This window comes from Pseudomonas sp. ICMP 460, assembly GCF_002723595.1.
In the GTDB taxonomy this organism is placed as follows: Bacteria; Pseudomonadota; Gammaproteobacteria; order Pseudomonadales; family Pseudomonadaceae; genus Aquipseudomonas; species Aquipseudomonas kitaguniensis.
This window is the reverse complement of record NZ_LKBR01000004.1, coordinates 51,135-76,128: the sequence shown is the minus strand read 5'-3', so window position 1 is coordinate 76,128 and position 24,994 is coordinate 51,135. Positions and strand designations below refer to the sequence as shown.

Below are 24,994 nucleotides of genomic sequence, written 5' to 3'. Positions count from 1 at the left end.
TCCCATAGGCTGAAACTGGCTGAATATTCATGCCACCGCACCACGCATCAGTTCATCCTGGCCAAGGTCAAAACGCCCGAGCACTTTCACTTTCGACGTACTGCCCAACTCCGCGAAGGACAGCACCGGGACATGGTTGAACTCTTCCAGCAACAGCGCGCGCAGCGGGCTACGCAGGTCTTGCGCGACCAACATCACGCTTTTGATCTTGGCGCGTAAGGTAAAGGCCTGGTTGAGGAGGTTGATCAGCGCCGCGCTGCTTTCAGTGTCGAGGGCAAAAAACACGCCGGTCTGGGTCTGACGCAACGCTTCGCGCAAGATGTTCTCGGTCTGCGGCGACAACAACCAGGCATGCAAGCCATCGACTTCGCTGTACTGGTGGAAGATCTGCGCCTTGAGCGCAATGCGTGCATAGTCGGCCAACGCGTCCGGCTCGCGTTCATGCTGGCCATACTCGATCAGCGACTCGACAATCAGTCGCACGGCGCGCAACGGCACGCCTTCGCCGGCGAGGCGCTGCAATACCGCGGAAAACCGCGAAAGCGGCATGATTCGTAACAGTTCTTGAACCAGCTCGGGCTGGTTATGCTCCAGCCAACTGAGGATTGATTTGCTTTCCTGGATACCGAGGAACTGCGGCCCGCTGAGCATCATTGCCTGCTTCATGCGATCAAGGATCAGGTCCGTCGCGGTGAAGCGCTCCAACTGCGGATCATCAAGCAGCGGATCATCAGCCGCCAACCAGACTAAATTCTGTTCATCACGCTCGGCCAACCCCGGCAGCGCGTGCTCAGGCTCGACCGTAAACGATTTACGCGCCACCGCCAGGTAGCTCACCACAGACGCCTTGACCATCGGCACTTCGTGCACGCAAAAGCGCATTTCATCATCGTCCAGCGAATCATCCAGCTCGACTTCGAACGGCGGTAAGGTCAGACCAATGTTGGCGACCATCGCGTTACGCGCCTGGCGAATCCCGCGAATCAGGTCCGTCACTTCAGGCGTGCCACGCAACGCCTGGGGGAACTGCAACAGGTAAGGCCGCGACGGGTCGAACCCGCGCAGGTCTTCGTTGCCATTATCTTCCGGGCGAACGCCCTCGGGGTCTTCAACCACGGGTTGCTCTGCCCGCTGACGCTCACGCGCAAGGTAATAACCCAGGCCGCCGGTCACCATCGCGATCATCACGAACACCACGGTAGGCATGCCGGGCACCAACGCGAACGCGAGCATGCCGACCGAGGCAATCATCCAGCTCTTGGGCTCGCTGGTCATTTGCCGGGCAATCTCGGCGCCCATGTTGCTCGCGCCTTTGCGCCCTTCCGGGGCCACACGGGTGATGATCATGCCGGCGGTCAGTGAGATCAGCAGTGCGGGAATTTGTGCAATCAGGCCGTCACCAATGGTCAGCACCGAATACAGCGCCATCGAATCGGCAGCGCTCAAGCCGTGCTGGAACATGCCCGTGGTAAAACCACCGAGCAGGTTGACCACGACGATGATCAAACCGGCGATGGCGTCACCCTTGACGAACTTCATGGCCCCGTCCATGGCACCGAATAATTGGCTCTCGCGGGACAACTGCTCGCGCTTGTCACGCGCTTGAATGCCGTCGATCAGGCCGGCACGCAAGTCGCTGTCGATGGACATTTGCTTGCCTGGCATCGCATCCAGGCTGAAGCGTGCCGCCACTTCGGCAACGCGCTCCGAGCCCTTGGTGATCACCAGAAAGTTGACCAGCGTGAGGATCAGGAAGATCACCATGCCCACCGCCAGGTTGCCGCCCACCACGAAATTACCGAAGGCCTCGACGATGTCGCCGGCGTCCTGTTCCAACAGGATCAAGCGCGTCGTGGCGATCGACAGCGCCAGGCGAAACATGGTGGTCAACAACAGAATCGACGGGAACGAGGAGAACGCCAATGGCCCCGGCAAGTACAGCGCCAATACGATCAACAGGCACGATATGCAGATGTTGATCGCAATCAGGATATCCACCAGCCAGGTGGGCAGCGGCACAATAAAGATGAACACAATGCCCATGACCACCACGGCGCCGAGCACTTCGGCACGCTGCGCGACCTTGAGCAAGACGTTGTTGATGGCCGACAATGCGGTCACGCCAGGTTCCTCAATGCAACGGCAATGCTTGCAGGGCCGCGTTCGATCCGGGCAAGCTCATCCATTACCACCAAAAAGGCGTGCAGTGCGTCCTGACGCATTCGGCTGTCAGGCCACACCGCCTGGGGCAACGTCTGGATCAGCGGGTAAAGCGCATTGAGGATCGTCAAGTTGCGCGGCGACGCGCGGCCGCCAAGGTCCTCCGTCAAGCGCAGCACTTCAGCCGCCGCAATCCCGGAGCCTGCATAACCCAGCATGCGTTGCAGCAGGCCCACCGCGTCTTGCTCGATATGCAGGCGCTGGATCACACCGTTGCAATTGGTCAACACCGAGTTCAACTGCCCGCAGCTTTGCAGGCCCAGCAACAGGGTGCGCAACAGCGCCGACGGCACGGAAGAGACATGCGCCGCAATGTCGTCCGCCAGGGCTTTACTCATCACATTGAGCCCTTTGGAAAACTCCCCGCCGCCGTACACGCCCAGCAAAGCCTGCATCATCGTTGCCAACGATTGCCGTGTGACCACGCTGGAGTAATAGAGCACGCGTAACGCTTGGCGCTCTTGCGGGTCGACACCTGCCGCTTGCAACGCCACGGCGATATTGAGGCCCGCCTGGATCTCCCCCTGGAAACGCACCTCCAGCTTGGCGATGGCATCACGCGCCAGGGCCGCTTCAGACGGGCGCACCTCACTGTCCGCCTGTGCCGCCACATGCTTGAGCACCACAAACGCACGCGCAGGATCGCCACCGGTGAGGTCCATCAACTTGTCGACAGTGGGAAGCTGCAGCAACTGCATCCTGATCTGCCGGGAAATCGTCGACAACGTCGTCTGCGCCGGATGGCCCAACTGTTCATAGAGTTGCGCGAGCTGCTCGGTGGGGGGCACACGCACGCCCAGCGATCGCTGCGTCAGCACTCGGTTATTGGCTTCGACTTCCTGACTGAAGATATGAGCAACCTCATCAATCTTCGGCGTGGGCGTGGGGGCAACTGCGACCGTGGGTTGATCCAAGCGCTGGATAGAGTGCACATCGTTTATGGATTCGACTTTCATGGGCATGCCACTACAGGGGTGAATGTTTCCCTATGTGGCAAGACCTACGTCGCTGGTTCCATCGAAATAGCGCTGATCGAAAAAGTGAAAAAACCCGCACAGAGCGTAGCTTGATTTTGCAGATTACTGCGTAAAAAGCGCCCTTAACAAAATAAATTAACTATATAAATCAATAGCTTGCTCTTATTTTTCTGCTTGGCACAGCCAGTGCAAAAGGCTTGACGTCGACACCAGTTCGACTGCGTCTTCCTTAAGGAAAAAATATGAATATTCCTATTGAAACTCTGGCTCACCTCGTCGGCAGCTCGCCTCAATTCATGCTCCAACTGACCGACGACCAGCAGAAAAAGCTTCGTCGTTTTATTCATAAACGCGTACTCAACCCCGAAGATGCGGATGACATCCTGCAACTGACCTACCTGGAGGCCTGGCGTAACCGGGAACGCTTCAGTGGCCAGGCGACCCTCAGTACCTGGATGTGCGGCATCGCACAGAACCTGGTCCGCAACCATTTTCGGCGCATGTATGCCAAACCGGTGCATTGCGAATTCGATGAGTCGCTGTGGCATGGTCAAGAGGAAAACAACAACCTGGATTGGGCATTCGAGATCAATCGTCGCCTGGAAAAAACCCTGACGGCCATCGACCACTTGCCGCCGGAAATGCGCAAGACGCTATACGCCTCGCTGGAGACCGACGGCAGCTATCAGGACACTGCCGACGTCTTGGACATTCCTATCGGCACCGTTCGCTCACGCCTGTCGCGTGCACGCGAGCACCTTAAACGTATCACGCACAACCCGTTGCAACCGTAAGCCCTTGTAAAGGCAAAACCGTTGGGCGGCAGGGATATCTGCCCAACCGAATCACCTCTTTTGTGTGTGTGACAGCAAGAACGATCAGCGCCTGTACAAGTCCCCCGGCAACCCCGCAACGCCCCCGCCGAAATCGAATGTGGGCGCCTTATGTGGGAGCGGGCTTGCTCGCGACAGGATCAACTCGGAAGGCCTGACACACAGAGTCGCCCGCATCGCACCCTGTTTTGTAAAGGGCCAGTAGGGCGTGTCCGTTTAATTTGCAGGACGTTTCCTGAACAACCTTTTGGGCTTGCTCTCACTCAGTTAGCTGATTAATCTCGCCCCGCCACTGATCAAGCGGCCTGGGTTTAGCAGCCAGAAATCAATAGGTGCCAACTTCGTTCATTAAACTGGAGTTACACCATGAACACATCGCTTCCACCCACAGATTGCCTCGTCGTCAACGAAAACCTCAGCTTCGAAGACGCTCAGCTCTACCTCTCCCACCTGATCCACAGCGCCTGCGCCACCGTGCTGGACTGCGGCGACCACCTGCAACCCCAAGACCGCGCCAAAATTCACGCCGTATGGCACTTGCTGGAAATGGCCAAGACCGTGATTAACGGCTCGATTGATAGCCTGCACCCGCGCCAATAACACAGCCTGCAAAGCGCCATCCACCCAATGTGGGAGCGGGCTTGCTCGCGATAGCGTGGTGTCAGCCAGCACCTCTGCCGACTGACCCTCCGCCCTCGCGAGCAAGCCCGCAGCAACAATGGCTCATGACCGCTGCAAAACCGGTGCGCACCTAACCACTCGTCGCCGATCAGCCTGATTTCAGTTAAACAGTTGAAAGCGTAGAAAAATTTTCAATAAAAGTGCTTGACGCATTCCCGTTCTACGCGAATAATGCGCGCCACTTGGCTACATAGCTCAGTTGGTTAGAGCATAGCATTCATAATGCTGGGGTCCGGGGTTCAAGTCCCTGTGTAGCCACCAAGTACCGATCCATAGATGTCTACAGCAGTCTATGAATCACCTCAAGAAGCCCGCCTAGTGCGGGCTTTCTTGTTTCTGGACGGCCAAGCTGATCCACCCGCATCCTTCACATCCTGTATGCCTCCATGTATTATAAATTGAACTGGAGGCATACACGGATGAAGCGCAGCGATATTAAACGCCGTCCTCTCTCCGATACCACACTAGGCAATCTCGCTCCTGAAACGGGTGCGTACCGCGAGCTAGACGGCTCGGGGCTGTATTTCAGAGTAAAGCCTAACGGGCAAAAATCGTGGGAGTTACGCTATAAGAAGCCAGACGGCAAATGGTCGTGGCTCGGGCTTGGCGGTTACCCAGAAGTCAGCGGCGCCCTTGCCCGGCAAAAGGCAGCCGAATTGAAATCGGATGCAGCAGAAGGCAAAAATCCATTAGCCGCCAATAAAGCTAGAAAAGCTGCGGAGGCAGCAGCAGCAAACGAAACCTTTGAAGCCTTGGCTCGCGAATGGCATACGTCTCGCTTGGGTGGCTGGGATGTCGGCACAGCGAAGAGAGTACTTGGAGCCTTGGAACGCCACGTGTTCCCCCTTTTCGGAAAACGTCCGTATGTCTCCATCATGTCGATGGAATGGATGGAGCTTTTGAGAGGACTCGAACGTCAGGGAATCTTGGAGCAGATGAGTCGTGTGAGGGCTTACTGCAAAGACATCTATGACCTGGCTCGCGTAACCGGCAGGGCGGTGAACAATCCCTTAGAGGGTGTTCATAAGTTTCTTTCATCGGGAAAGGCCGAGAACTACGCCCATGTCTCTCTGGAAGAACTTCCCGCACTTCTCAGAGCAATACGATCATACCCTCACGCCAAAGATGTTCAGCTTGGCCTCCAGTTGCTTACACTCATGGCTGTCCGCCCCAGCGAGCTTCGAGAGGCATACTGGGCTGAGTTCGACCTCGACAAACGGCTTTGGACCGTCCCCGTTGAACGCAAAGGCCGCAAAAAAGGGCGCGAACACCTTGTACCACTCTGCAAGCAGGCCTTAAGCGCTCTTAATGAGCTACGGAAAATCACGGGAGCGTACCCATTGCTATTCCCTGGTCGAAGCGATCGAACCAAGCCTCGCAGCGATACCGTTTTTCTGATGGCGCTAAGGCGCCTGGGTTACGAAGGACGACAGACTGGACATGGCTTCCGTCATATTGCAAGCACCGTACTCAACGAGCACGGCTTTCCAGCGGACCACATTGAAGCCCAGCTCAGTCACAAGCCGCCAGGTGTCCGAGGGATCTATAACAAGGCTCAGTATCTGGAACAACGTACCACAATGATGCAGTGGTACGCCGATCATCTTGACGGACTGGAAACAGGAAATACCAAAGCCGTATAAAGCTATGGCCTCTGAGTTTCTTGCCCAGCCAAGAAGGTCCACAGAGCGTCCTGATAGGCTAGCTTGGATTCGACCATTTGAGTTGCGTGATGCCACAGTTTGGTGAGCACTTATCCAAAGTGAGCTGACTGTCAGCTTTAATACTTTCACGCCGCATACGAATCAACCCTGCTGTTAATTCGTAGTAGTAGACGGTCGCAGGTGCTGAGCAACGCAGATGGTGCTCTAAAAACCATCTGGTGTGCTTTTCCTTCCAGGACCAGGGGGTCGCACAACCCCAGCGCTCACGAATCGCCTCGTGCATCCTTTCTGCTTGCCTGACGTGCCGCTGCCGCGTGGCATGCGAGCCTTTGAGCACGGGGCGCAGAAACAACGCCATGTCGAACTCGGATGTCATCGCCGACCTCCGATGTAGGCACTCACCACATCGATGCGGTTATGTCCCAATTCATGGCTGATCTGCTGTCGTGCACGCTGATCAAGCTCTCGATCTTCTCGATGAACACGACCGCCATTCACGGGTGCAAGAAAGTCAGTCAGTTGCTCATAGCGCTCACACGCGTAAGCCGCTCGCAGTTCATGAAAGCCTTTCAATCCATGCTCATGCAGAATGTCCCGCGCCGGTCGCACAACTGCCCGCATAAAGTCTTTGTAGCTTTCGTCGGGCGCCAACAAATTCCGGCTGCCATTGGGTGAGGTCGCGCTGGCCCAATCCAGGGCATCGCGGACTTGATCCGTGAACGTAATCCAGCGCGGTGCCGAGGCCCCCGATCGACCACCTTTGGTGCCATCCTGGATGTTGATCTTGCCCAGTTGCCGCGCCTCACGTTGCAGTCGGGGCAGATCGGCCAGGATCGCTTCGCGCAGTCGCATACCAGTCTCACGGGCGAGGAGCACAATGGCACTCACCCTCGATTGCTGACGATCTGACAGCGCCCACGCGATCAACTCGACCTGCGCACGGTCTTGGCCTTGCGGAGCCTCACTACGCACGCTTGAGCGCTGCAAGCCCAGCACCTTACTCGGACTCGGGATTTTGACGTACTGATCACCGCGCAGCGCGGCCATCGTTCGGCTGACGCTGGACAGGCGGTTCTGCGCGGTGGCAATACCGACGTTGCCCTGATCAACCTGCTCACGCACGTGGGCGGCGTACAGCATGAGGATCTCGCGGCCTATCTGGCGCGCGTCGTTGACCCTCGGCCCTTCATCGGATCGACACCAATGCACGAACGCCTGCCAGCGATCGCTATGGGCTTTGACGGTAGCAAAATGGCCGTCGCCAAACAGGTCTTTCAGTGCTTGCGGCCCAGCATAGCTAAGCTGGCGACCGAAGCCGAAATTGCGCCCCGCTCGCTTACCGACGCGAGCCATTTTTCTGTTCCTGATCGACTGCCGCGAGATCATGTAAAAGGGCTCGCCAGTGCGCACTTACAATCGCGAACTGAGCCCAATCAGTCGGGCGAAAACACAGCGTGTTGTCGGTGACGTAAAGATGCGCACCCTCCTCTTTCAACCATTGAATAATGGCTGTCGTAGAGGCGATAGCTTTATGGGTGGTGGCGACACTGGCGACAGCGGCGACAACCCTCGTCCTGCCTGGTTTTGAGCGTGGCGACAAAGTGGCGACAGTAGCGGCGACAAATCGCGCTTTGGGCTCCTTTTGACGCTGAGCCAGATGGTTGCGCAGCGCTTCATCAAGATTAAACATGGCGCACCTCGAAGGTGTGGCCATCGGTGATCAACCACTGATGATCAATCAACTCGACCAGCAGCTTGGCGGCATGACGGCTGCTCTTACGGGCAAAACGGGGGCCGTTGCGATTTAGTTCCCGAATACTGAAGCGCTTCCAATCTTTGACCTGTAGCCAGCGCAGCAACCGATCAGCCTCTTCCTTTATCTGGCACACCGGCTCGTGTTCGCTCAGACGCTGAATCTCGGTGAGGTAGTAGCCCATCAAGGTCGAGGCCCGCTGGATATGATCAACCTCCACGACACTGCTCTCCTCTACAACTGCTAGGATGCCGGCGATGCGCAACAGGTTGTCGGCTGCCTTTGATCCACTGGGCCGCACATTGGCCAGCTCGCCAAACTCACCCAGTTGAGCTTCGATAGCGTCATGCAGATCAATCCAGCGACGACGAGCCAATGCACTGAGGCTCAGCGTTGAAAGCAACAGAGCACCGTCAGCCGAAAGTGACCATGACTGATGAAACAGTGCCGAAAGGCGGTGGTGATATCGCTTCAGGGCAGGATCTTTGGACAAGTCGACAGACTGATAGCTACGTTGTCCGGCAAGGCTGATGGGCCAGGTCATCAGGCAGCGACCAAGGATGCCTTGCCCCTGCAGCAAAGGATCGCTGAGCAACTGCATCGCCAAGTACGGTTGCAGCATCAAGTGCAGACTCAAACGCCTGTCATAGGCCCGTAAGCTTTCCCCGGCCATAGAGCGCGCACGATCAATCGGACTGCCATCCCAGAGTGACGACAAGGTCGTGACCGCTTTCAAACGGTTATCCCGACTCATGGTGCTGCTACCGAGGAATTGTCCTCCTTCATCGCAGAACAGACCCATGCTGGGCAAGTCATGACAGAGCCCCTTGATCAGCGCCTCGATAGTCGGGTCCGTGGTGATCAACCTCGGGGCTGAAGGCTCCGCTTCGCGTGGCACCCCGTTCGCGGGCTCAGAATCGGCAGGCTTGATACGCTGCGCTTCCCGCTGTGCAACACGGTGCCGTGCAAGCTGTTCTCGGTAACGCTGCCACTGTTCACGCTCCCACTGCCGGGCAGGCAGCAATGCACATCGATCCGCCGCTGTTTTGCGGTCGCCGGACGCGGCCACCGTAATCAGGTACAGCGACAGAGGGTAATTTCTCCCGTCGAGCTGTAAACCCGCATGTCCTTGAGTGGCCAGCGCCGAGGCAGCCAACACCGATTGAGCGGCCAGTGCCTGGGGCACGCCGATCACCTCGGCCATGCGCTCGACCGCAGGTCCAAGAATCCCTCCCAATGCCTGCACCGGATAAGGCTGGGCCACAGGATTCGACTCAATCAGCGGTCGAGGTGGTTGTGGTAGTTCAAGCTTCGGAACTAACTGCTGCATGGGCCCTCTCCTCGTTCATTGCTGGTCGTCCTCACGTAGCCCCGCCACGGGTGTTGAGTGTTATCAGGGATCAAGGCCCCTGCGGCCTGTGAGGTGTTCACTGACGCGGACCGAACGGCTCCTTATGACCGGGAGCGAGGGCATGACCCCATGAATCTGGCCTCCTTGGCGCATCCGAAAATGCGGGCGGGTGAAGGCTATGCCGACTGACGAGTTCGGCACCTGGAGATCCTGGGTGGGAGAAAGCAAAGACCTGGACACCTAGTGCATGCCTGACTGTCAGTCAGGTGCAGCCCTTCCGTAGGCTGCGGCACCGGTGCCTGTATCGTTGCGGATGCCGACAAATCGGATTTGTCAGTCCGATTGTCACGAGTAGAGTTGCGGCAATGCCATGTACGACGTGGCTTGCAGCAATGGTATGAGCGCCCGTCTCTTTCCAGGGAAAAGAGACGGGCGAAGTCTGGCGCAGCGAAGTGTGCCAAGAGGTGAGGTTGCTGCAATGCAGCGAGGTAGGTCCATCGTCTGCCGCAGTAGGCAGATTGGTCGAGTAGGCATCCATCACTCCTGGGGAGTGACCGTGCGAGCCGCCGGACGCTAATCGCACTTGGGGAAGAACCACCACGCGAGTGGCGTAGCCTTAAAGGTTCTGGCTACCTGGGCAGGTGCTGTCAACGACGGCGATCCGTGCGCCAATTGTTATACCCACTCGAAAAGGCGGTCAAGCGTCACGGCCAAAGAGCTCAGAAAGTGGCGACTGTCGCCACTTTTGTCGCCATGCTCCAAGCCATGTTCCACGTGGGTTGTCGCCAGTGTCGCCGGTGTCGCCACTTCTCTAGCCATGCCCTCAAAGCAAGCCTCACTCTGATGCTGAAACTACAGGACACTCAATAGAGATGACGGGTAATTACCGATGGATAAAAGCAGGCATAGTGCTAATCAAATATGAGTCGGAGTGATGGAACGAGGTGACTTTGAAAAAAAGCGAGTGAACCCTCCGATCCGCGCGATCAAAGATCGCTTGATCGGAGGGTTTGGCGGAAAAAGCAAAATCTCAAAAGTCAAAAGAGTCAAAGCTGTTTGACTGGGCAGTGACGGATTCACACGCCGCATAATCAGCGTCTGCTGCAACCGCTGCAAAAAACCGGCTTCGAATGCATCCTATAGATCAATTACCTGGGCGATGTCACTTTCGATTCTGCGCCAGTGCGCCATTAGAGTGGTAGTTATGAGCCGTCAAGCCAACTATGCGTACAAAGAACACCGTCCTCAATCATCGGGTCGAATTCATTGCCCGAGGGCGTTCCGATATCCGAACAGCATCCAATGGAAGGCACTGCATAGTACTTATTGATCGGCTGATGAACGCGCTGAGCTGGGATACCCGACAGATATCGGAATGCCTTATCGAAAAACACGGCAGCGTCATCCAACAGCTCCATGGATAGCTGAACGTCCTGCGAAAAATTAAGCAGAATGAATATAAAGATAAATGAGCAGGCTTTGGAGTAGCCGGAACCATAAAAAATTTTGATCCAAGTAACTCTCTAGAGGAATTCTAGAATGACTCCTCAAATCCACTCCAGATACCGCCTCCACACGAGCTTATGATCAAGAGGATAGCATCAGTTACCGCATCTTTGTCACCTCCACAAATATATGAAGTGTAGCATTCAATGAATTGACTCAACAGATTGACGCAACTAGGATCCTGATTGATGCCAGCAACCATATGTTTACTGTTACTGACCCAACCCTGAGCAACCAAGTTGAGAAGGGAGGTCACATCCCCCACCATTGAACACAAGAGAATATGCGCTTTTAGTGATTCCGGCTCCTGATGAAAGTCGGTTAGCTTTGTGGTTAACGAAAACCTCAACTTTCGACTTAACCGCTCCACCCCTTGAGTACCGCCTGCATGATCTTCAAGAATGCCATTGACGCGATTCCTGATAGAAAGCGATAGCTTCTCGCCCTTTAGAATCATAGTTTCTGAGAGCGCTCTTAAAATAGCTGCATACCGTGTTTTCCAAGCGTGCGTCAATAGCTGATCAAGAAATGAAATAGATAGTACATTCAGCTCAACAGGAATCCCTTTAACCACTTCAAACTGGCGTCGCCAACGAATACTCTCATCTACTACGAAAGCGTATACGTCGACATCTGAATAGTTTCGTGCACGGTGATTGGCATACGAACCACCTAAAAACACCGAAACAAAGCGCTCATCAGCTGTCACAAAAGAGAGCGTTTCCTTGATGGCCTCGAGTGACAGTCGGCCCCGAACTGCCTCTCGTCCTATCCCGAGCATGGTACGGTTAAGAAAATCTTCAATAGCTGACCCGTTCATCATCATACCTCAATCAGCGTACTAAGAATAGCAGCCATACTCAACGCATCCACATATTCACCATCTCGATAAGCAAAGTTTTTGTGCGTACCTTCCTGCGTAAATCCATGTTTTTTATAAAGTGATATAGCCGCCTCATTATCGATAAAAACGGTCAGTTCCAAGCGTGATATATTCATCCACCTTGAAGCGGTCGTAGTTAGTTCTTTTAATATGGCGTCACCAACTCCCTGGCGATGATGGCCATCGGCGACACCCATCCAGAAGTCAGCTACATGCTGCCTACGTCCTTGGAGTCGATAGAGCATCGCACACCCTACTACCACGCCCTCCAGCTCAGCTACCAAGGACAATCCCGAAGAGGCTCTGCTCTCAACAAGCCTCTTGACATCATTCGCTGATTGGTAGGGCATGCGGAGCGTCCAATAACGAAACAAAGGCTGCTCGAAAATTTCAGCCAAAATAGGCCAGTCGCCATCGGCCATCGCGCGAATTATAATACTCATGTTATCAACTCCTCTTTAACCCCTGATCGGCTGTTCCAGAGTCGTGCATATTCTCCAACTTGAGAAAGTAACTCGACATGGGTACCAACTTCGACTACTTCCCCGCCTGCCATGACAATTATTTGCTCTGCATCCACGACGGCCTCCAACTTGTGCGTAATAATGATCCTCGTAAGAGCCTTAAAATCGCTCTTCAAGCGAGAAAAAAATAATTTTTCGTTCACCGTATCCAATGCGGATGTTGCTTCGTCAAACACTATAACCCGGGAGCCTCTAAGGTAAGCCCGGGCAATTGCTATCCGCTGCCTCTCTCCACCAGACAATTGGCCGACTCGACCTCCGGCATAAGACTCACTACCTTCAGGAAATCTCATCAAGAATATAGAGGCATATGCCGCCTCCATTGCCGAACGAACCTCCGATGCTGAGCTATCAACATTTCCGACCCAAACATTGAAAAAAACGCTTTCATCAAACAAGGTAGCGTTTTGAGGCACCCAGGTGATTAACCTCCTCAAAGACTCAGTTGAGAAACTTGAAACATTAAAACCGTTTATTAAAATTTCGCCACTGGAGGGCTTATAAAATCGCATCAATAACCGTGAGACTGTTGTTTTTCCAGAACCACTCGCCCCCACAATTGCAGTGAGCGATCCACCAGGAATTTTAAAGCTGGCGTTACTCAGAGTCAGTTGACGATTTGACTGACGAAAAGAGACCTTACGAAACTCCAAGGAGGGCGAGGATGAATCCTGAAGTTTAATATCAGGCAACGACTGCGGCTTTTTAACGAACTCCATATACTTAAACAATTTTGAAAAAAGTACTTCACCTTGCTTGACCTCTTTATAAGCAAGACTTAAGCTTTCCATGGGTTGAACTATCGAAGCCAAATAAAATATCAACAGAACCAACCCACCCGCAGTCACATCTCCGTCCTTCACTTGGATAAAGGCGATACCCAGCACCGCGGCTAGAGCTACCACAATCACAGAAATCTGAGCTACGCCATAAAACAAACGTCTTGTCGAAAACTCCGCCCATATTTTTTCCGCTCTAGCCATTTGATCATCAACGGTACTGACAACATCATTTTCTAAACTGAAGGCACCAACGGCTTCTATATTGAGCAGCGCGTCCGTCATTTTCGATCCAGCACAGGTACGATATGCCAAGGCTTTTCTCTGCAGAATTTGTAAATTTCGTGCAGACCTAAAAAACAACATAGCATATACCGAAAACGCTAAAACCATGATTAATAGGTATGCAACCCCATAAACTAGAAAAAATACGTTGAGCATCACAATAAATTGAAAAAACACAGGAATGAGAATCATAGTATAGTTACTAAAAAGCATTCGAAAACCAATCAACCCATTAGATAACTCTTCGTGAACCGATTGGGTAGTTACCGACGAGTCTAGATCTAATTTGAACGCCATGATGGCCCTGAGAACATTATCAATAAGTGTTCGCTGAATGCCCTGCTCCACTCGAATATAGAGCGCAGCCTTGTATTCTTTGAGAACTTTATCAATCCAAATTACGCATACGTAAGCACTTACCAATATAGCGGCAGACTGGTGGGAATTTTCACTTGACGTATCACCCAAGTGATCGACCGAAAACTTTAGCAACAATGGTCCGCCCACGCTTAAAAGAGCTCCAACGCCTACCAGTATCAACAAGTAAAAAAATCTAGACCTTACGTCAGAACTGATTATTTTCTTTAAAACATCGGCCTTGCGAGCAAAATTACGAACTATCGTCTTTTCGAGGATTTTCACTTTCACCTCAGCTCACCTGACCAAAAACAAACTATCATGGTGAAGCTGGCGAGCAACCTTATTACCGTCTGCGGCAGCCCCGACAGCCTGAAACAACTGACCTGTGGCGTCGCCACATACATATAAACCCGGACATAAAGTTCGCCCAAACCGATCAAGCTGAATATAGCCAGCCGAATCTAACTCGCACCCCAAGTCGCTTGCTAAGCTTAACCTCGGTACAATCCTAGACCTCAGAAACATCACATCGACATGGTGGTCTTTGCCCGACAATGAACAAACTGTAAACCCTCCTTGTGATGCAGCAATCAAATGAGAGATTTTTGAATCTTCGATCACGACACCCGCCAGCTCTAGTCGCGTCAGTTGCTGAATTGTAATAGCGCTTTCCGTAGCATTATAGAAAATGACGTCTTTAGACCACGACGCGGCTTTAATGGCATCTTCGTAACCTGACTGCCCAGCACCATAGACGGCAATCCTACTCCCCCGATATTCATAAGCGCCACAGTATAAACAGTTAAATATGCTACGTCCCCATAACGCCTGAATACCGGGTAAAGCCGGCAAAAGGTCCTGAACACCAGTAGCGAGAATCAAATATCGACATTTTATTAAAATCCCACTTGCGGTCATTAAGCAAAACAAATCTTCTTGAAATATGGCATTATTGATTGAATCCTTCATGATGGACACACCATATAATTCCAATTCGTCTTTAAAATCACTAATAGTTGCAGGAGTATGTTTCCCATCGATCCCCAGATAGGAGTACACGCGGCTCGACAATCTATTTCGTTGGTAACCCGCGTCAACCACCTTGACGGTCATCGAACTTCTACTCAGAGATAGCGCGGCAGAACACCCAGCGAAGCCACCGCCCACTACAACTACATCGAACAATTCAATCATAACGCACCCTTTCTGCGCACTGGCCAATAGCAATAGCTATTGGATTAGAGTCGGCCATTTTACTTTCCACATATTGAGAAGTTAAAACGACACCTCGCTTCAAATGAGAAAATAATTGCTGATCTGTTAGCAGCAAGTGTAGGACATGGCTCAAATCCGAGATAGCTTCGATGACCAGACAATTTTCCCCACTTATCAAAGTATCCCGATAATACGGAAGTTCTAAAAAATCTTTAGAGACAATAGGGACAATAGAAAAACACATCATTTCTCGGAGACGCCGCGACAAGTGATTCTTCACTTGAAAAGACTCCTCCACACAAATCCCGCCATCACACAACCCTAACACCTCATGTAAAAGTGCAACTGAAAGTGGTGGCAGAAAAAAGATACGCGTCATTGAATACGTCAGTGTACGCGTAAAGGCATATAGACTCTCAAGTTCCTCACGAGCCCCAGACAATATCATTACCACAGAAAAACAAACTTCTGCAGGGACCTTGTTAATTTCCTCAATCACTTCCTTGATTCTTTTTGACTGCGACACCTTCCCATAGACGCAGACTATTTTTTTTTCGTTATTAAAATCAAGTTCTACTGAAGAATTGATTATTCCCCAATCAAACCAAGTTGCTTCTTCGACGACCAAATTACGCAGCAAAATAACTAGCTGACCTAATGTCCTCACGGACGCAGGATGGTGCTTCAAGAATCGCGTACCTCGCCCATAGTGTTTTATATTTTTACGGTTCGCCCCAAGGCTCACGAGACTGTCAGTAACTACACTATTATGTGGCGTGATAATTGCGCTTGCGTTTAGCAAGTCACGTGCTACGATATTTTTCAGGTTCGGATGTTTGGCCAGACGATTTATATCAGATCCCGCATGCAACAAAACATAAGGTATGCCACTTATTGTGGAAATATAAGATGCAACGGCTCCGTAAGGAAATAAATACCACCCTACAATCAGCGAGTAACTCTGATCTTGCAGTAATTCTAGAGATTTACCTGCTAATCGCTCAAAAAACATTGAAGAGTATGGAATATGGAAAAAACCTACGAGAGGTTCAATATCAAAAAATTTCAAACCAGCACAATCTTGGACGCCTCCCCCAACTTGCCTATATCCATCTGCTACCTCTTGCCTATTGGAGAGCAAGTCCACTTGATACCCGGCTTTTGCTAGAGCCAACGAAACTTCATAGGTATTAATGCTGACCCCACCCTGCACAGGAGAGACCTTACCTATTACAAGTATCCTTTTCTGCTGCATATGACTCCCCTTTTAAGAGCAACGCCGGCAATCTGTATACCTGACAAGTTTTTGAACAGTATTTTCCTTCCAAATACCGCACTTGAACCGCTCGAAATTATATTTTTCGGGAGCTACTTCGGCTAAAAACTCAACACATATCGTCGACATCAAGGAAGCCATTAGCACTACGCCTGGGCCAAAGGCTGCTCTAGGTGGAATCTCAGTTGCCAACGTTGCAGTCACAAAGCCTTCATAATCGGGTATATGAGCCCTGTTAAACCTCGCTTGACAGATATAACAAGGTGATTTATACGGAATGCTTATAGGTCCTACCCAATTACCTCCCATAGCGATGTAAGGCACATTATTCACCAGCGATGCTTCCCCCACCCATGTGTGAAGCTGCAAACGAGGCTGGTCTCCACACAATACGACGAGATCGAAACCTTTCAATCGTTCCAGGGCGCAACTCAGACTATCAATATGAGACTCGACTGGCGTAACTTTGACCAATGGCTCATATTCTTCCAATACTCTCTTCATGACAACTACCTTAGATTGCCCTTCATCCGAATTCTTGTAGAGAATTTGCCGAGGAAGGTTATCTGCGGCCACGCAATCTCCATCGATCAAGGTAAAGTGCAAGACGCCTGATGAAGCGAGCAACTGTGTCAACATAGATCCCAGCCCCCCCATCCCTATGACACAGACTTTAGCTCGGCGCAATCTCAAAAATATATCTACTCTACTACTATTGGCTTGCTCCAAAGAGCAAAAATGCTCCAACAACCATTTGTATCTGGTCTTTTCCCGATCCGACAAAACAGACATATCAGTAGCGTGAGTTATTTTAATTATTTTTTTTGAGCAGAGCCTTTTCAACGCTTCGCGAAATGTACCCAACGCTAGTATATTATTTTCAAAACTTGCTTCCGCATCCTGTAAAGCAATCCCACCTTCCATTGCCCAAACAAGAATTTTATGCTCCACCTTGCCCGCTTCGTCATCTATTACTTCATAACTTCCGCCGGATGAGTGGTAGCACACAATTTTATGCACTGATGATTTTAAGATCCATCTATCATTCTTTGATATTTTAAATAATGCCCTTTCGTCTAGCTCCCACCCAATAAGATCACTCATTTCCTAGACTCCCGGCTCCAATTCGGAATATCCCTATACCAACGTAACATTGTCGCCTGCCCCAACACTCTACTGACCTCTTCCATGCTGTGCCTTAACAGGCTGAGATTCCCCTTAACTTCTAACTTCAACTCTCCTGATGTTTTCTTTGTTGTGGCCCGTTGCATATCGACATTCGGAGAATGATAAACTATACTTCCGAGAAAATTTTCACAGAAAAAAATATAGTCTTTCGTGAATAGTAAAAAACAGTGCCAATAACTATCAATCAGGCGCTGTTCCTCAAAGAGATATACCGTACTAGATTGTTCGTCCAACCTAGAGCAAAGCCAAAGCCACTTTTTCAAATCAACAAATAACTCTAAGGACTCCACAACCGACAATGATTCAACGACAGAAAAATAGTGCACGAGAGTTGAGTTTTCATATTCAAGCGTGGAATCCAGAGAATATAAACCATTCGCCATAATCAAGTACTCCTGTACATTACATTCGGATTTTTCCTTTTTTAAATCAGGCCACTGTACCCAGCGGCCTGATTTTATTAACTATTTGCGTTACGGTCTTCACTGCAGCAACAGGCTGAAAGGGACAGATCAGACTGCCAACGCTCCTCAGTGGACTTTAGCAGCCGTTCAATTAGTTCCTTCTGCATATCCTCTGCATTAGGCATCGGGCTCACTTCTTGATTCAAGAACGGGTGTAATTGCGTAGCCGTGTTCATAAGCATTCCTCATAGATAATAAAGTTTATCGCCACCTTAATTTAAGATAGCGTTTCCCTCTAACGAGCAAGCATAAGTAACTGTATAGACACCTCCCCCTCTAGAAACGCCACTCCTAGCAATCCAGAGTTAGAGCAGTGACTTCATAGTTAAATCCTGATCAAATAATCAGGATCAAAACTGATCATATACATATTTCGTAACACTTTAATGTCATTTCAAAGAACCTGAAATGACACTCGCGATAGGCGATGGCTCACCACTTAAACGAAAAAAAAGACGTCCAGGACGTCTTTTTTTCAGGAAATTCAAGGGTTTCAGCACAATTGGTTTCAGCAAAGGAGTATTGACTGCCGTTCGTTTGATATCCAAATGTATTCCAAGCTCGCTAGAGCTATTTTTTATTACCAAACCGATGTCGGTTTTCCGGTTTAACTCACGGAGACGGATTTCACGCATTTATGCGTCGTGCGTCGTGCGTCGTGGGAAATAGGGAACCAATCCAACACCAACAGCAAACCAGATTTTCCAGTATATCGGGCTAGTAATGTCAGTAAGATGCAATGGATGGCATGTTTTTTGGTGGCACCGTCTGGGGTGTGAAACGTCGGTTTGTGGAGACGGACGGCATCATGCCAAGCTCAGGTATGAGGGGAGCATTCGTTTATGCCCCGGCAGTATGTATGCCTATGTGTATGCCTAATCGATTTAAAAACTAAAAAATATATTAAATACATTAAGTCACGGTTTTGGTTCAAATGACTGTGTAGCCACCAAGTACCGATCCATAGATGTCTACAGCATTCTATGAATCACAAGAAGCCCGCCTCGTGCGGGCTTTCTTGTTTCTGGCTGTTCACCTCTGTCTACCCCTATCCTTCCCCACCGTGTACGCCCACGTATAGAAGTGCTCCTGTTGCGTGGGTATTGGGGGAAGTGCAGGCGCTCAATGGATGCTCGGCGATGGTAGCTAATTGCTACATTTGCCGTCCAACGCAACCGATTGGAGGGCAGCAATCGGCCAGATGCGGCCGTCGAGACTCTACGGAACCAGCTGCGCTTCAACGCGCCCTGCCTGGCGTACATAAAAAAGCGGCTTACCTCTCGGTAAGCCGCTTTTTAGTCAAGGGTGTGCATCTGGTCACCAGGCGTATTTAACGCTGGTTAGCAGCGTACGCCGCATCCCTGGGTAGCACTCATAAGAATCGTCACAGGTGGCCACATACTCGGTGTCTAGCAGGTTTTGTGCATTGACCGAGACGGTCACGTGTTTGTTGATCGGGTAGCTGGCGCCCGCATCGAACAGCGTGTAGTTGTCGATGTGGTAAGTATTGTCGTTGTCGCCATACAGCACGCCGGTGTAGCGGGCACCGCCGCCCAGGCTCAGGCCTTTGAGAGTGCTGTCGCTGAAGGTGTAGTTCAACCAGGTGGACGCCATGTGCCTGGGCACGTTGGCCGGGCGTTTGCCTTCGTCGCCGCGATTGCTCTTAGTGATTTCGGCGTGGGTGTAGGTGTAGGACGCGATCAGATCCCAGTGCTGATCCAGCCGTGCCTTGATCTCGGCTTCGATGCCGCGCGATTGTTGTTCGCCCGACGCAACGGTGAAGCCGGTATTCACGCCGCCGACGATTTCCGTCGTCAGCACGTTAGTCTTGGTCAGGTCGTAAGCGGCCAGCGTCATCAGGATGGCGTCGGTGGGCTGGTACTTCACACCCACTTCCCATTGATGCGCCATGCTTGGGTCGAACGCACTGCCGTTGCGGTCCGTGCCGGTGTTGGGGGTGAACGACTCGGCGTAGCTGACGTAGGGGGCCAGGCCGAACTCGGTGAGATAGGTCAGGCCCAGGCGGCCGGTGAAGGCATTGTCTTTCTGATTGGAGGAGGCGCCGACATGGTTGTCCAAGGCGTTGCGAACATAGTCATAGCGCCCGCCGGCCGTGACTATCCAGTGGTCGTCGAACTTGATCTGGTCTTGAATATAACCGCCAACCTGTTCGATGGTCTGATCGTAATCAATCGAGCTCAGGCTGTTTGCGACGTTGGGACGAGCGATCGCCAGGCCATACTGTGGCGCGTTAAGGTTCAGGCCCGGCGCTTGGGTGCGCCAGCGCGAGATACTGGCGTCTTGCCAAGTGTAGTCGACGCCCATCAACAGGGTGTGGCTGAGCGGGCCGGTGGTGAAGTCGGCCTGCAATTGGTTGTCCAGGTTGAACGTGTCCATGTGCTGGTCGAAGCGGTCGGCGATTCGCGTCACGTTGCCGGTGTTGGTGTCGACGGCGGTAGGCAGCAGATTCTGGAAGATCAGGTCGACCTGCCCGTAACGGGCGTTCTGGCGGAACTCCCAGGTGTCGTCCAGCCGATGGCGGAACTCATAGCCCAGGCTGAATTGTTCCTGGTCCAAATGGTTGAAGCTGTGATCGCCCATCAGCGTGTTGGTGGTGTGGCCGTTCGGCGTGCTGTATGCGAACAGCGAACCGCCGTTCGAATCGCGCATGAAGTCACTGAGCAGGGTCAGGCTGGTGTCTTCATCCGGCGCCCAAGTGAGGGACGGCGCGATGTACAAGCGGTCGTCTTTCAGCGCGTGGCCGTCCGCATAATCCACCTGAGTATCGGCGTCTCGGGCCAGGCCGACCACCCGGTAGAGCAGGTGTTGATCGTCACTCAGCACACCGCCGATATCAAACTGGCCTTGCAGGCGGTCATGATTGCCGCCGGTCAACTGCACTTCGTTGACGTGATTGGCCTCGGGTTTCTTGCTGACCCGGTTGACGATGCCGCCCGCATCCCCTTGGCCGAACAGGCTGGAGGCCGGGCCTCGTACGACGTCTATGCGGTCCAGTGAGTAGGGTTCGCTGCGGAAAAATGCGTAGCTGTTGTTTTGCTGGCGCAGCCCATTGAGGTAGTCACTGCTGGCCTGGCCGTTGAAGCCGCGAATGTACAACCAGTCAAAACCCTTGGGGTCCAGGCCGAAGGCTTCCACCTTGACACCGGGGACGTAGCGCAAAGCGTCGGTGACAGTCTGCGCGCCCTGGGCCTGCATTTGCTGGCGGGTTATCACCGAGATCGATTGTGGGATTTCGATGATCGGTGTATCGGTCTTGGTACCTGCGCTGCTGCGGGTGGCCACGTAACCCTCCACTGGGCCGGCGGCGGGCTCAACCGATTTGCCGGTGATGCTTGTGGGGTCTAATTGCAACGTTGCGTCGACGACAGGGATCAGCGAGTAGCTACCGTTACTCAGCAGCACGCCCTGCAATTTGCTGCCGGCCAGCAACTGGCGCAAGCCTGAGTCCACCGTGTAGGCACCGTGCAGACCAGGCGAGCGTTGCCCTTGCGCCTGGGCAGGGTCGAACGAAATATTGACCCCCGCCGTGGCTGCAAACTGCGCCAGTGCAGTGTTGACCGAGCCGGAAGGGATATCGAACTGGCGGGTCGCGGCCGTCTGCGCCCAGGCGGGCGCGGCAACCATGATTGAGGTCAGCGGGGCCCCCAGGGCCATGCCGAGCAGCGTGCAGCGCACGATGCGAGCCAGTGAAGGCGGTCGTTGAGTGGTTGGCTTGCGTACGGACATACCGTTTCCTTTCGCCCAGTGGCAGTAGAGTGAGAGCGGCGTCTGATGCGCCTCTATCTACCAAGTCGAATGAGAACTTGAATCAACAACCCCTGGCGGGCATTTATTTTCTGGCGCTTGTTCAGACCGACTCCACACGCGTCCAATAGCGACTGAATTGGCGGATGCGCACAGGCAGGGTAAAGGACAGGTTTTCCAGGATCATATCGATATTGTTCAAATGAAACGCCCCCGAGATACGCAGCGCCGCGACCTGCGCCTGGCAGCCCAGGTGCCCGGGACGGTAGCGTTGGAGTTCAAGGATCAAATCCTCCAGGCGCCAGTTGTTGACCACCAACATGCCGTGAGTCCAGGCATCGGCGTCGGGGCTCGCAGGCTGCACATTACCCACTTGGCCCTGGCTGAACCACACCTGCTGGCCCGCCTCCACCCGCACTGACGGCGTGTGGGTTGCGCTGCGCACTTCGACGGCATGTTCAAGCACACAGACCCGGGTTTGAACGTCTTCGCAACGCACGATAAAGCGTGTACCCAGCGCGCGGATACTGCCTTCGCGAGTGTGCACCACAAAGGGCCGAGCCTGGGTATCACGCGCGGTTTCTACAAGGATTTCCCCGCTAAGCAATTGCAGCTCGCGAAGGCTTGGGCTGAAGTGAATATTCATCGCGGTGGCGGTATTGAGGCGCACCTGGCTGCCATCTTCAAGTCTCAGGCTTTTGCTTTCACCTGTGACGGTGCGCTGGTCTGCCACCAGTGACGGCAGTGCAGTGTTGCGCCAGGCCAACGTGCCGGCACCACCGGCCGCAAGCAATAGCGACAGTACCTTGAGCACTTCACGCCGCTTGACCCGTGCGCTGTTGAGCGTTGGCCGAGCGATGCCGGGGCCGACCCGATCAAAGCGTTCCTGCAGTTGGATCAGCCGTTCCCAGGCCTGACGATGCCCAGGCGCACCCTCAAGCCAGCGCCGATGCGCCTCCTGCGTGGCTTCATCGGCGTCATCACATCGCAAGTCGACGTACCAGCGAGCGGCGGCTTCAAGGGTCGCATGATCCAGTGCCACGCCTTACTCCTCAGTGGCCAGCAGGCAGTGCATCAACGCGCGCACCGCGTGTTTCTTGACGGTGTTAACCGATACGTGCAGCTGTCGGCCGATCTCCACATAGCTCAAGCCATCCAGCTGGGCCATCAGGAAAATCTGCCGGGTGCGAGCCCCCAGGCCATTCAAGATCCGGTCGATCTCCAGCAAGGTTTCAATGATCAGAAAGCGTGCTTCCGGCGAGATATCCAGCGCTTCGGGTCGGGATGCCAGGGTTTCCAAATACGCCTGTTCCACCGTCCGGCGCCGCAGCATATCGATCATCAGGCTGCGCGCGATGGTGCTCAAATACGCACGCGGCTCACGCAGTTCAGGCGCCTTGCGTTGGGTCAGTACCCGCATGAAGGTATCTTGAGCCATGTCCGCAGCGTAATCGACACAGCCCAGGCGTTTTCGCAGCCAGCCACACAGCCAGCGATGATGATCGGCGTAAAGGGTGTGTACGGCCTGTTGGTACGGGCGGTCGACGGAGGACATGGCTCAAACCTGAAGAGGTTTATATGATAATCAATCTCATTTTCGTGTGTACTGGATGATTTTGCAAGACTGGAAAGCGGGCCGGCTTCGCCGCGCTTGGGTTGATATGACCGCCCATACGTATCGAATCTCACCCCCACTTCAACGAAGACGCCACCAATAAATCCCGCGTATACGGATGCTGCGGCGCGTCGAACAACTGCTCGGTACTCCCCGCTTCCACTACCACGCCGTCCTTGATCACGATCAAATCATGGGCAAGGGCGCGTACCACGGCGAGGTCGTGGCTGATGAACAGATAGGTCAGGCCGTGTTCTTCCTGCAAGCGGCGCAGCAGTGCTACCACTTGTTTTTGCACGGTGCGGTCGAGGGCTGAGGTGGGTTCGTCGAGCAGGATCAGTTCGGGTTTGATCACCAACGCGCGGGCGATGGCGATGCGTTGGCGCTGGCCACCGGAAAACTCGTGGGGGAAGCGGTGTCGGGTCTTGGGGTCGAGGCCGACATCCTGCAACACGGCAATCACTTCAGCTTCGCGCTGCGCCGCGTCGAGGTCGGTGTGCACGCGCAAGCCTTCCTCAATGATGTGTTGCACGCTCATGCGCGGGCTGAGGCTGCCAAAGGGATCCTGAAACACCACTTGCAGTTGCCGGCGCCACGGGCGCAGTGCCTTGCCCTTGAGTTCGTCGAGGGCGTGCCCCTTGAAGCGGATGCTGCCTTGAGCATCGATCAAGCGCAGGATCGCCTGGCCCAGGGTCGATTTGCCCGAACCGGACTCGCCGACAATCCCCAGGGTTTTGCCACGTTGCAGGCGCAGGTCGATACCGTCTACGGCTTTAATCGGCGGCTGGCGGCGCAGCAAATTGCCTTGGGCGAACCACACCCGCAGGTCATCGACTTCCAGCAGGTTGGCGGTTGGGGCACGGCTGACCGCGTGGCCCTCGGGCTCGGCGTGCAGCAGTTGCTGGCTGTAGGCGTGCTGCGGCGCGGCGAACAGTGCATCGCAACTGGCCTGCTCGACGATTTTACCGGCGTGCATCACCGCCACACGCTGGGCGATGCTGCGCACCACGTTGAGGTCGTGGCTGATCAGCAGCAGCGCCATGCCCAGCCGTTGTTGCACGTCTTTGAGCAGCGTGAGGATGCGCCGCTGCACGGTCACGTCGAGCGCGGTGGTCGGCTCATCGGCGATCAGCAGCAATGGTTCGCAGGCCAGCGCCATGGCGATCATCACGCGCTGGCGCTGCCCACCGGAGAGCTGATGCGGGTAAGCATTCAGGCGCTGGCGCGGCTGTTGAATACCCACCAGTTCGAGCAGTTCCAGCACCCGCTCACGCGCCGCCGCGCCGCCGAGGCCTTTGTGCAATAGCAGGGTTTCGCCCAATTGGCGCTCCACGGTGTACAGCGGGTTGAGCGAGGTCATCGGCTCCTGGAAGATCATTGCGATACGGTCGCCGCGAATCTGGCGCAGACGTTCCGGTCGGGCGCCGAGCAGTTCTTCACCCTGATAGCGAATGCTGCCACGCGTCTGGGTGATATGCGCCGGCAACAGTTGCAGGATCGAATGGGCCGTCACCGATTTACCCGAGCCCGACTCCCCGACCAGCGCCAGGCACTCACCCGCCTGAATATCCAGGTCAATGCCGCGCACGGCTTTATGCCCTTCGAAGGCCACTTGCAAGTTACGGATTTGAATCAGTGCATCGCTCACACACAGG

The 24,994-nt window shown here is 53.6% G+C and carries 20 protein-coding genes, 1 tRNA gene and 1 pseudogene; 4 read left to right on the top strand and 18 right to left on the bottom strand.

Annotation, left to right across the window (positions count from 1 at the left end):
* Positions 1-27 precede the first annotated feature (27 nt).
* Positions 28-2,121 (bottom strand): type III secretion system export apparatus subunit SctV, encoded by a 2,094-nt coding sequence (gene sctV, locus AO240_RS04715; protein WP_099235361.1) that lies wholly within the window; start codon positions 2,119-2,121, stop codon positions 28-30.
* Positions 2,118-3,176 carry a type III secretion system gatekeeper subunit SctW gene (gene sctW / locus AO240_RS04710; RefSeq protein ID WP_099235360.1) on the bottom strand — a complete coding sequence of 353 codons (1,059 nt, stop codon included), beginning with the start codon at positions 3,174-3,176 and terminating at the stop codon, positions 2,118-2,120. The genes sctV and sctW overlap by 4 nt, the downstream gene beginning before the upstream one ends.
* Before the next feature lie 263 nt (positions 3,177-3,439).
* Between sctW and AO240_RS04705 the strand changes: the two genes are divergently transcribed.
* The 4 genes from AO240_RS04705 (at position 3,440) to AO240_RS04690 (ending at position 6,354) form a co-directional block, all read left to right on the top strand.
* A complete protein-coding gene (locus AO240_RS04705) occupies positions 3,440-3,991 on the top strand; it encodes an RNA polymerase sigma factor (protein ID WP_099235359.1) in 552 nt (183 codons plus the stop codon).
* A gap of 405 nt (positions 3,992-4,396) precedes the next feature.
* A complete protein-coding gene (locus AO240_RS04700; protein ID WP_099235358.1) occupies positions 4,397-4,630 on the top strand; it encodes a hypothetical protein in 234 nt (77 codons plus the stop codon).
* 265 nt (positions 4,631-4,895) lie between these two features.
* Positions 4,896-4,972 (top strand) — tRNA-Met (locus tag AO240_RS04695).
* Positions 4,973-5,130: 158 nt separating this feature from the next.
* The gene (locus tag AO240_RS04690; RefSeq protein ID WP_099235357.1) at positions 5,131-6,354 is read left to right on the top strand and encodes a tyrosine-type recombinase/integrase; all 1,224 of its coding nucleotides are present in this window, start codon (positions 5,131-5,133) and stop codon (positions 6,352-6,354) included.
* 148 nt (positions 6,355-6,502) lie between these two features.
* Here the strand turns inward: AO240_RS04690 and AO240_RS04685 are convergent.
* The 16 genes and pseudogenes from AO240_RS04685 to AO240_RS04610 all read right to left on the bottom strand — a co-directional run.
* A pseudogene (locus AO240_RS04685) lies at positions 6,503-6,751 on the bottom strand (hypothetical protein); the annotation flags it as partial.
* Positions 6,748-7,728, bottom strand: a complete 981-nt coding sequence (locus AO240_RS04680) for an integrase domain-containing protein (protein ID WP_099235356.1) — start codon at positions 7,726-7,728, stop codon at positions 6,748-6,750. The gene AO240_RS04680 and the pseudogene AO240_RS04685, both read right to left, overlap by 4 nt.
* The gene (locus AO240_RS04675; RefSeq protein WP_099235355.1) at positions 7,712-8,065 is read right to left on the bottom strand and encodes a hypothetical protein; all 354 of its coding nucleotides are present in this window, start codon (positions 8,063-8,065) and stop codon (positions 7,712-7,714) included. Before AO240_RS04675 ends, AO240_RS04680 begins: the two co-directional genes overlap by 17 nt.
* Positions 8,058-9,458 (bottom strand): YfjI family protein, encoded by a 1,401-nt coding sequence (locus tag AO240_RS04670; RefSeq protein ID WP_099235354.1) that lies wholly within the window; start codon positions 9,456-9,458, stop codon positions 8,058-8,060. The genes AO240_RS04675 and AO240_RS04670 overlap by 8 nt, the downstream gene beginning before the upstream one ends.
* Positions 9,459-11,013: 1,555 nt before the next feature.
* Complete coding sequence (locus AO240_RS04660) at positions 11,014-11,805, bottom strand: nucleotidyltransferase domain-containing protein (protein WP_143505311.1); 792 nt, start codon at positions 11,803-11,805, stop codon at positions 11,014-11,016.
* A 2-nt stretch (positions 11,806-11,807) separates the two neighbouring features.
* Entirely contained in the window at positions 11,808-12,311 is a 504-nt protein-coding gene (locus AO240_RS04655) for a GNAT family N-acetyltransferase (RefSeq protein ID WP_003232915.1), read from the bottom strand.
* On the bottom strand, positions 12,308-14,104 hold the full coding sequence (locus AO240_RS04650; protein ID WP_099235352.1) for an ABC transporter ATP-binding protein: 1,797 nt from the start codon (positions 14,102-14,104) through the stop codon (positions 12,308-12,310). Before AO240_RS04650 ends, AO240_RS04655 begins: the two co-directional genes overlap by 4 nt.
* Before the next feature lie 6 nt (positions 14,105-14,110).
* The gene (locus AO240_RS04645; RefSeq protein WP_099235351.1) at positions 14,111-15,010 is read right to left on the bottom strand and encodes an NAD(P)/FAD-dependent oxidoreductase; all 900 of its coding nucleotides are present in this window, start codon (positions 15,008-15,010) and stop codon (positions 14,111-14,113) included.
* On the bottom strand, positions 15,003-16,286 hold the full coding sequence (locus AO240_RS04640) for a glycosyltransferase (protein ID WP_099235350.1): 1,284 nt from the start codon (positions 16,284-16,286) through the stop codon (positions 15,003-15,005). The genes AO240_RS04645 and AO240_RS04640 overlap by 8 nt, the downstream gene beginning before the upstream one ends.
* Before the next feature lie 12 nt (positions 16,287-16,298).
* Positions 16,299-17,411, bottom strand: coding sequence for a ThiF family adenylyltransferase (locus AO240_RS04635; protein WP_099235349.1), 1,113 nt, complete (start codon positions 17,409-17,411; stop codon positions 16,299-16,301).
* Entirely contained in the window at positions 17,408-17,878 is a 471-nt protein-coding gene (locus tag AO240_RS04630) for a hypothetical protein (RefSeq protein ID WP_003232905.1), read from the bottom strand. Before AO240_RS04630 ends, AO240_RS04635 begins: the two co-directional genes overlap by 4 nt.
* A 470-nt stretch (positions 17,879-18,348) precedes the next feature.
* A complete protein-coding gene (locus tag AO240_RS28270) occupies positions 18,349-18,594 on the bottom strand; it encodes a hypothetical protein (RefSeq protein ID WP_143505309.1) in 246 nt (81 codons plus the stop codon).
* 682 nt (positions 18,595-19,276) lie between these two features.
* Positions 19,277-21,706 carry a TonB-dependent siderophore receptor gene (locus tag AO240_RS04625; protein ID WP_099235348.1) on the bottom strand — a complete coding sequence of 810 codons (2,430 nt, stop codon included), beginning with the start codon at positions 21,704-21,706 and terminating at the stop codon, positions 19,277-19,279.
* 121 nt (positions 21,707-21,827) lie between these two features.
* On the bottom strand, positions 21,828-22,766 hold the full coding sequence (locus AO240_RS04620; protein WP_058411479.1) for a FecR domain-containing protein: 939 nt from the start codon (positions 22,764-22,766) through the stop codon (positions 21,828-21,830).
* 3 nt (positions 22,767-22,769) lie between these two features.
* Positions 22,770-23,279: a sigma-70 family RNA polymerase sigma factor gene (locus tag AO240_RS04615; RefSeq protein WP_099235347.1), complete on the bottom strand. Its 510-nt coding sequence runs from the start codon at positions 23,277-23,279 to the stop codon at positions 22,770-22,772.
* Positions 23,280-23,409: 130 nt separating this feature from the next.
* Positions 23,410-24,987 carry an ABC transporter ATP-binding protein gene (locus AO240_RS04610; protein WP_058411481.1) on the bottom strand — a complete coding sequence of 526 codons (1,578 nt, stop codon included), beginning with the start codon at positions 24,985-24,987 and terminating at the stop codon, positions 23,410-23,412.
* Between the last annotated feature and the right edge of the window lie 7 nt (positions 24,988-24,994).